Source organism: Caballeronia sp. INDeC2 (genome assembly GCF_023631325.1).
In the GTDB taxonomy this organism is placed as follows: Bacteria; Pseudomonadota; Gammaproteobacteria; order Burkholderiales; family Burkholderiaceae; genus Caballeronia.
Genome location: NZ_JALQDG010000049.1, coordinates 200,603 through 207,205 on the forward strand (window position 1 = coordinate 200,603; position 6,603 = coordinate 207,205).

7 protein-coding genes and 1 pseudogene are annotated in these 6,603 nt (G+C 58.0%); 3 read left to right on the plus strand and 5 right to left on the minus strand.

Annotated features, from left to right (window positions below):
• Positions 1-9: 9 nt before the first annotated feature.
• A complete protein-coding gene (locus tag NCS28_RS32125) occupies positions 10-1,236 on the minus strand; it encodes an ISL3 family transposase (RefSeq protein WP_250517802.1) in 1,227 nt (408 codons plus the stop codon).
• 49 nt (positions 1,237-1,285) lie between these two features.
• On the opposite strand from NCS28_RS32125, the gene NCS28_RS32130 reads away from it, so the two are divergent.
• A complete protein-coding gene (locus NCS28_RS32130; protein ID WP_250517803.1) occupies positions 1,286-1,597 on the plus strand; it encodes a hypothetical protein in 312 nt (103 codons plus the stop codon).
• Positions 1,598-1,658: 61 nt separating this feature from the next.
• Here NCS28_RS32130 and NCS28_RS32135 read toward each other — a convergent pair whose 3' ends face one another.
• The 3 genes from NCS28_RS32135 to NCS28_RS33295 all read right to left on the minus strand — a co-directional run bounded on the left by NCS28_RS32135 (position 1,659) and on the right by NCS28_RS33295 (position 4,760).
• Entirely contained in the window at positions 1,659-2,333 is a 675-nt protein-coding gene (locus tag NCS28_RS32135) for an MgtC/SapB family protein (RefSeq protein WP_250517804.1), read from the minus strand.
• 760 nt (positions 2,334-3,093) lie between these two features.
• Complete coding sequence (locus NCS28_RS32140; protein WP_250517805.1) at positions 3,094-3,498, minus strand: hypothetical protein; 405 nt, start codon at positions 3,496-3,498, stop codon at positions 3,094-3,096.
• Between the two features lie 839 nt (positions 3,499-4,337).
• Positions 4,338-4,760, minus strand: coding sequence for a LysR family transcriptional regulator (locus NCS28_RS33295; RefSeq protein ID WP_284506398.1), 423 nt, complete (start codon positions 4,758-4,760; stop codon positions 4,338-4,340).
• 71 nt (positions 4,761-4,831) lie between these two features.
• Here NCS28_RS33295 and NCS28_RS32150 point away from each other — a divergent pair.
• Both NCS28_RS32150 and NCS28_RS32155 read left to right on the plus strand, forming a co-directional pair.
• Positions 4,832-5,165: pseudogene (locus NCS28_RS32150) on the plus strand (porin); the annotation flags it as partial.
• Between the two features lie 76 nt (positions 5,166-5,241).
• Positions 5,242-6,105 (plus strand): glycine betaine ABC transporter substrate-binding protein, encoded by an 864-nt coding sequence (locus tag NCS28_RS32155; protein WP_250517806.1) that lies wholly within the window; start codon positions 5,242-5,244, stop codon positions 6,103-6,105.
• A 36-nt stretch (positions 6,106-6,141) separates the two neighbouring features.
• Here the strand turns inward: NCS28_RS32155 and NCS28_RS32160 are convergent.
• The coding region (locus NCS28_RS32160) for a CotH kinase family protein (RefSeq protein ID WP_250517807.1) at positions 6,142-6,603 on the minus strand (462 nt) is incomplete at its 5' end.

The window sequence follows — 6,603 nt, forward strand, 5'->3', positions numbered from 1 at the left end:
TAACGCGGCTCACGAGGCATGCGGGTTGAAGCTGGCGAAATCGAGTTTGCCTGCGATTAGAAAGAGCACGGTGCGCATGGTAGTAAAACGCGTGTAGCCCCGCGCCTTGCGCTTGGCGGCTTGAAACAAGCCGTTGATGGCCTCTATAAAGCCGTTGGTCTGGCGGGTCTGCGTCCAGGCAACGATGCCGTCGAAGTGCCGGCGAATCAGACGTGCGACGTCCTTCATCGGCTCGACTTTCGAGCGCATGACGTTGGTGCACCACTGCCGCAACATCTCGGAGACGACATGGATTTGCTTGCGCTCGAGAATCTCGCGCAACTGCTCGCGATACAGCCATGCGCGGGCAGTGCGCTTGGTGGCGTACTGCCTGACAAGCGCCTCAAGGTCAGTCAATTGCGCAAGATTCAGTTTGTTCGCGTCCTTGAGCAGCGTCCAGCGCATCCCTTTGAGTTCCGGGTCGGCTTTCTGTTGTTGGCGGCGCACCGTATCAAGCGCCTTTGACGCATGTGCGACGACGTGAAACTTGTCGAACGTCACTCGCGCATTGGGCAGATGTTCGCCCACGCCCTTGATAAACGCGGGCGACATGTCGATGCTGACGAAGGTGACTTGCTCGGGCGTGCCGTGGTGCTGGTTAAGGTAGGCGGCAAAGCCCTCAATCGTCTTCGCGTCGCGGCCGGCCGTGACAAACACGACGCGCCGCGCCTGCATATCGGCGACCAGCGTCAGGTACTCGTGGCCGCGCCGGTACGAGGTCTCGTCAATGGCTACCGAGCTCACCTCCGACAGATTCGCCGATGCCAGCGCCAGTTCCACATAGCGCGAACAGATGGCATGAACCCGGTGCCACGACAGATTGACGATGCGCGCCACAGCGGCAAACGGCATCTGCTGCGCCAGCATCAGCACCAGCGCTTCGAACAGCAACGTGAAACCGTCGAGCTGACCGACGCATTCCGGCTCGACCAGCCGTACCGAGCCATCGGGCAAGCGCACGCGCGGCACCCGCACTTCCAGATAGCACTCGTGCTGAAAGAAGTTCAGGTGGCGCAACCGCTTGATTTGCGTGTCATGCACCGGGTGTTCGCCGGCAACCCCAGGGTAGGCGAAGCGGCTGCCGGCGACAAAGTCCACGGCAATCGTGAGCTGCCGTTTGGTCGTGTCGAAGTCGACGCCTTGCACGTACCACGGGGCCTTGATTCCCAAGGCGGCTTCAAAGAGTTGATTCGTCATGTTCGCTTCGTCTCGCATGGCTGGTTGCCGCATTCTGCAGCAACCAGCCATGCACCAGCTTATCGATTCAGGGCGCCTCAAGGGTTTGCTGCGCCGGGCTCACGCCCGCCCTCGACCCGCCAAACCGCCCACTCGGATTTCAAAAGAGGCGAAAGATTTAATCCCAAAAGCGATCCGGGACGACGAAGAGCAAATCAACACAGCAGAGCGCGAGACCGATGAATTGCACGCGGCGATCGCGCCCAATCGTGCAACGCCAATGTGCCATCCGGCCTGCAAAAACGGCGGCGACTATTGCTTGAATGTGTACGCCAGTCTCACCGTGACGCACGGACGCGCGCCTTCTCCGAAAGCAATTTAATCGAGTTCCAGCGCGAAGCCTTTTAGCGATAAGCCCCGCTCCATTCGGCCGTCGTGCGCGATTAACCGCGGCGACACTCGCGCACACCGTTCATACCCGCGAGACGCGCGCAGATGGCTTCGTACTCGCTGGCCACAACTCGCGAGAGCGAGATGGACACTTCGTCGAGTTCGGGGTCTTCCTCTGACTGCTGCGAGATGAATTGCTTAACGCGCACGCTGCTTTTTCCGAGCAATTGATGAATCGTACCTAGCGACACGGTGCCGCGATCCACCACCAATTGAATACTGCGTTCTTGTCTGACAGAGATGAAACGTCGCTCGAGCGGCTTGATCCCCGCCAGAATAATGAGAATGATGATCGTCGCGCCAATAGCAGCGACATACATACCGCCACCAACCGCCAGGCCGATACCCGCAACGGACCACAGACTGGCAGCCGTCGTTAGGCCACGCACAATCTCCCCGCGCAAAAGAATCGAGCCCGCACCAAGAAAGCCGATTCCGGAGACTACCTGGGCCGCAATCCGCGAGGGATCAAGCACGACGTCTTTCTGCCCCAGCACGTCGGCAAATCCAAATGCGGAGACCAGCATGATCAACGCAGAGCCAACGCACACCAGCATATGCGTTCGCAGGCCAGCCGCCCAGTTCAGCCGCTCCCGTTCGAAACCGATGACACTTCCAAGTAGCGCGGCGAGTATCAGTCGCGCCAGAAGTTCGATATTGCTGATCACTGGCGTTTCCTTCCTTCAATGACGGCGCCCATTCACGTTGCGAGGGATGCCAGACTCATGCAAACGAATATATGAAGCGCCAGAACGTGGGCTAGATCGCAGCCAAAGTTGACGAATAAACTCGTTTGTTACGATGCTATCGTCGGATCTCTGTGGTAGTGCCGCCCTTGAGTCACGGGTTTAATGCGCCCGGTACGTCATCAAGCAGACGCGCCTCGGACTCGCCTCCCGATTATCAGGTCGGCCTGCAAGACGAGGGTCCGCAGCAGAAGATTGAGGTCGTGAGAGACCGAGGGATAGTTGCTATCGGTGCGTATGGTGAAGTTCGCCCCCGGCATAGATCGCAGCAAACAAGCCGACGACCACCGCACCTACAGCAACCCATTCATCAGACGCCCCAGCAACGCGGGCAGACTGTTCGTAGCACCAGAGGCCAATTCCGAAGCCAGCAATAGAAGGCCGAAAATTAATCCCCAAACGGGTCCGGCACGGTGGGATCGCAGTCTATGAGCCATCTTCATCGTAATGCTCCGTCACGAAGATCACCAATGAGCGCGCATAGGCTGTGGTCAATCGCGCGTTTCTCGCTTGCTGACTCGTGGGACATGCAGATGCAATGGCAATCCAACGAGCCACCTGTCGCGAGCGCCATGTGATGGAGGCCAACATCAAACTGACTGGATATCTCTTTGTTTGACATGAAACATGCTCGTCCAATCGATGGGCTCGACAGGTTCTCGCGTGGACAACGGCAAGGCATTCAGCGGGATTTTGGTGGCCGCCCAGTCTTGACTCGTTCGACCGCCGACACGACTGCAAACAACTCTTCCATTAAAGCCATCTCCAGCAGAAGCAGTCCAGCCCGCAATAGCTCGCTCTTGTTCACATGTACGCCTGCTTCCAAACATTTTTGCTTTAACGCGGCAACTTTCTCATAGTCTGTTCGTGGCATCGTGAAGGAATCGCGCACGACCTTCTCCTTCCTTCGATCCTTGCCTTTCTGTTCGGTGGTGACGGAGGTGACCTCGACAAGGGCAGGGCGCTTTTTTCTCGCTTTCCCTTTCTTCAATTTTTCGGTCGTAGCGGACACTGACGTGTCCTTGGCGCGCTCCCGTCTGGAAGAAGCCGGGGCTGCCACGCCTTTCTTCGGGATGGCCTGGGGCATCACGGGTGTCCGCAAAAGCGCAAGAATCGATGTAAACAGTATATATTATTTCTTGAGAGTCTTGCTGGGTTATCAATAAAAAAGTAGGCTTACAAAATTCTGGCCCGTTTTCGGTCGTCGGTGTCCGCTTGCATGGTGTCAATGAGTCTCGCCACGTATCGGACGCGCGATCGCGTTAAGCGAAGCCAGGGGGCGCCGGCGCGTTGTCTGTCATTCAGTCGGTAGACACATCATCGGCGAGCGGACCCGAGGCAAGAAGACAGGCGGAGGTGATACGAGTTAGTCCGAGATAGCTTTGGAGCGCAACGACGGAGTTCGAAATCGCGATCGGCACGGCCACGATGACTCTGCTGCCCGATGGCAACGTGCTGTTCCATACGGTCATGGCGACAACGATGCCGCTGATCCGGATCATGCGCGGAGGGCCGGTCCGCACCGGCCATCAACTCGATGCGTAAGCCCCGATCCATCGATAGAGCTGTTCGACCTCCGGTCGAAACGGTCGTTGCTCGTTGCGCGTCAGAAAGTAACCGCGACCGGGCCGCACGCTCAGCGCGGAAAGACGCGCGAGCCTCCCGCTGCGAATCTCTCCGGCGAGGAGATATCGTGTTCCCAGCGTGACGCCACGGCCCCGGATGGCGGTATCCACGAGTACAACGTAGTTGTTTCCGTACTCGGTCGCCTTCACGCGCTTTTGGCTCGACACCGAGCGATGCGAACCACGCGGACCAGTTGATCCAGTTCGGTTCGAGCCGTTCGTACTTGAGAAGCACTTGCGACAGCAAGTGCTTCAGGCCCGGCCCCGATCAGTGGGTGGCTTTCAACGTAGGCCGGACCAGCTACCGGAAATATCTCTTCCTCGAATAACAACCGTCCCGTCCAGTCGATTCGATGACCGACGTCGTACAACCGCGGCGATATCCACGCTGTCGTGAAAGAGATCGGAAGTCTGATCGGAGGGGATCGTGCGAATGGAAGTCCTTCATGACTTCGCTCAGCCAGAAGTGCGAAATCGCGGTGTTGGCGGCAAGGGTCACGACTGCACCGCTGCGCTTCTCGCTCAGCTCGTCCACGGCATCGGCGAGGTAATTGAAGGCCGCGCTGACCTTGCTGTGGAGCTGCGCGCCGCGTAGAGACAACTGCACCCGCCGTCCGACTCGCTCAAAGAGTGCGAAGCCCAGCCCCAGCTCCAGTTGACGGATCTGCTTGCTGACAGCCGCTTGCGAGACATGGAGCTCTTCAGCGGCGCGCGTGAAGTTCAAGGTGCGAGCCGCCGCCTCGAAGACATGAGGCCTGTCATTGGCGGAAGACGATGGCGCAGACTTTTCATACCCCCGCGGGCGGTGCAGCGTCGAATCTTCGTTTCCAGAACTTCGAAGTGAACGGCAAGTACCAGTTCACTCCTGCCTTCTACGTGGGTGCGATGTACACGTACACGACGTAGAACGACGCGGCAGGCAAGCTTCATCCGAACTATCAATCGGTCGGGCTGCTGGGTGATTACAGCTTGTCCAAGCGCACGGACTTTTATTTGCAAGGCGCTTACCGCACGTCGGCGGCGACGCGACGGGATCTGTGCTCGCGTTGCCTATGTCCCCCGCGCGAGTGGCGTCTCGTCGAACGGCAACCAGCTCGTCGTGCGCGCCGCCATACGACACAAGTTCTGATTCGACGCTTGCCCGACATAGCGTCTCTCAGGAATTCAACTCCGTGCCGTCTCAATTCTGAAATGGAAGAGCAGAAATGACCAAGCTTCGTCGATTGCTCAAGTACTTCCTACCCTTTGTCCTGGCGTTTGCCTGCGCATCAACTCGTGCAGATGACAAGCTATTCACCATCGGCGTGAATAACTGGGCGGAGAATATCGCCGTCGCGAACATCTGGAAGACACTTCTCGGCGAAAAGGGCTATCAGGTCCGGCTGCAAAATGCCGACAAAGCTTTGCTATACAACAGCGTCGCGCAGGGGAAGATCGACGTGACCTTCGAAGTCTGGCTGCCTTCGGGAGACAAGCCGGCGTTCGACAAGGTCAAGGACAGCGTGGTCAAAATCGGACCGTGGCTCAAAGAGGCGAATCTCGGCCTTGTCGTGCCTGACTATGTCGAGGTCGAAAGTATCGATCAGTTGAACACGAACAAAGCGCTATTTTCTGCGCGGGGGCGGCCTCGAATCGTCATCGACTCCGGCAGCAGTCTGATGCAACTCACCGAGAAGGCCAGATCGACGTATCAACTCGATTATGACGTGCAGGCTTCGTCCGAATCAGCAATGGTCTTATCGCTCGAACGGGCGGTCCAGCGCAAGGAACCGATAGTCGTGACGCTATGGAAACCTCATTGGATCTGGTCGAAGTACAAACTCAAGTACCTCAGCGACCCGAAGGGCGCTTACGGTGCGACTGACTCGATCTACGGTATCGAAACTCGCGCGTTCAACAAACAGCATCCCGACGTCGAGCAGTGGTTTCAGCAATGTTCGATGGATGACGACTCGCTCGGCAGCTTGATGTCCGAAATCATCAAGCAAGGCGCGTCGACCGCGGAGAAGGGCGCGAAGGCGTGGATCGATGCGAATCGTTCGCTGGTTCAGCAGTGGCAGCTGCGTTGAGCCGACGTTACGAGGAGCGGAACGGATGGCCCGGCATCAGAGATTCTCGTTGAGCCATGCGATCCGCTGCATCAGCCAGTTCTTCATGTAGTCGATTTCGCCCTGATACGAGCCTGTAGCGACGGGGTTGGGCCACACCTGAACATCGAGGATTGGCCACCGCGTGAAGTTGCGCTGTTCCGCGCCGCTTTCCTGGAGCGCGGCGGCGCTACCGTCGATATAGGCATTCAGCGTGTCGATCTGTTGCGCCTTCTGCTGGTCCCATCGAGCACGGATTCTCGGCTCGAACGTCGAGTCGATGGACTTCATCCGGGAGATCCAGATGTTGTCGGCGATCCACCAGCCGAGCGCGTACTGGGCGCCGGAGTAATTCACGTTGCCGGCGGCGATGTCGAAATCCCACAGCGGACCATACTTGAGTTTGCCGCCGACATCCTTGTAGAGATAGATGCTCGAATACGCCTGCGCATCCTGATTCTTGAATATCTCGTTGACGAG

Coding starts and splice junctions, on each gene's coding strand:
- NCS28_RS32125 (WP_250517802.1), bottom strand. CDS start 1,236: ATGACGAATCAACTCTTTGAAGCCGCCTTGGGAATCAAGGCCCCGTGG.
- NCS28_RS32140 (WP_250517805.1), bottom strand. CDS start 3,498: ATGCCCCAGGCCATCCCGAAGAAAGGCGTGGCAGCCCCGGCTTCTTCC.
- NCS28_RS32130 (WP_250517803.1), top strand. CDS start 1,286: ATGCACCAGCTTATCGATTCAGGGCGCCTCAAGGGTTTGCTGCGCCGG.
- NCS28_RS32155 (WP_250517806.1), top strand. CDS start 5,242: ATGACCAAGCTTCGTCGATTGCTCAAGTACTTCCTACCCTTTGTCCTG.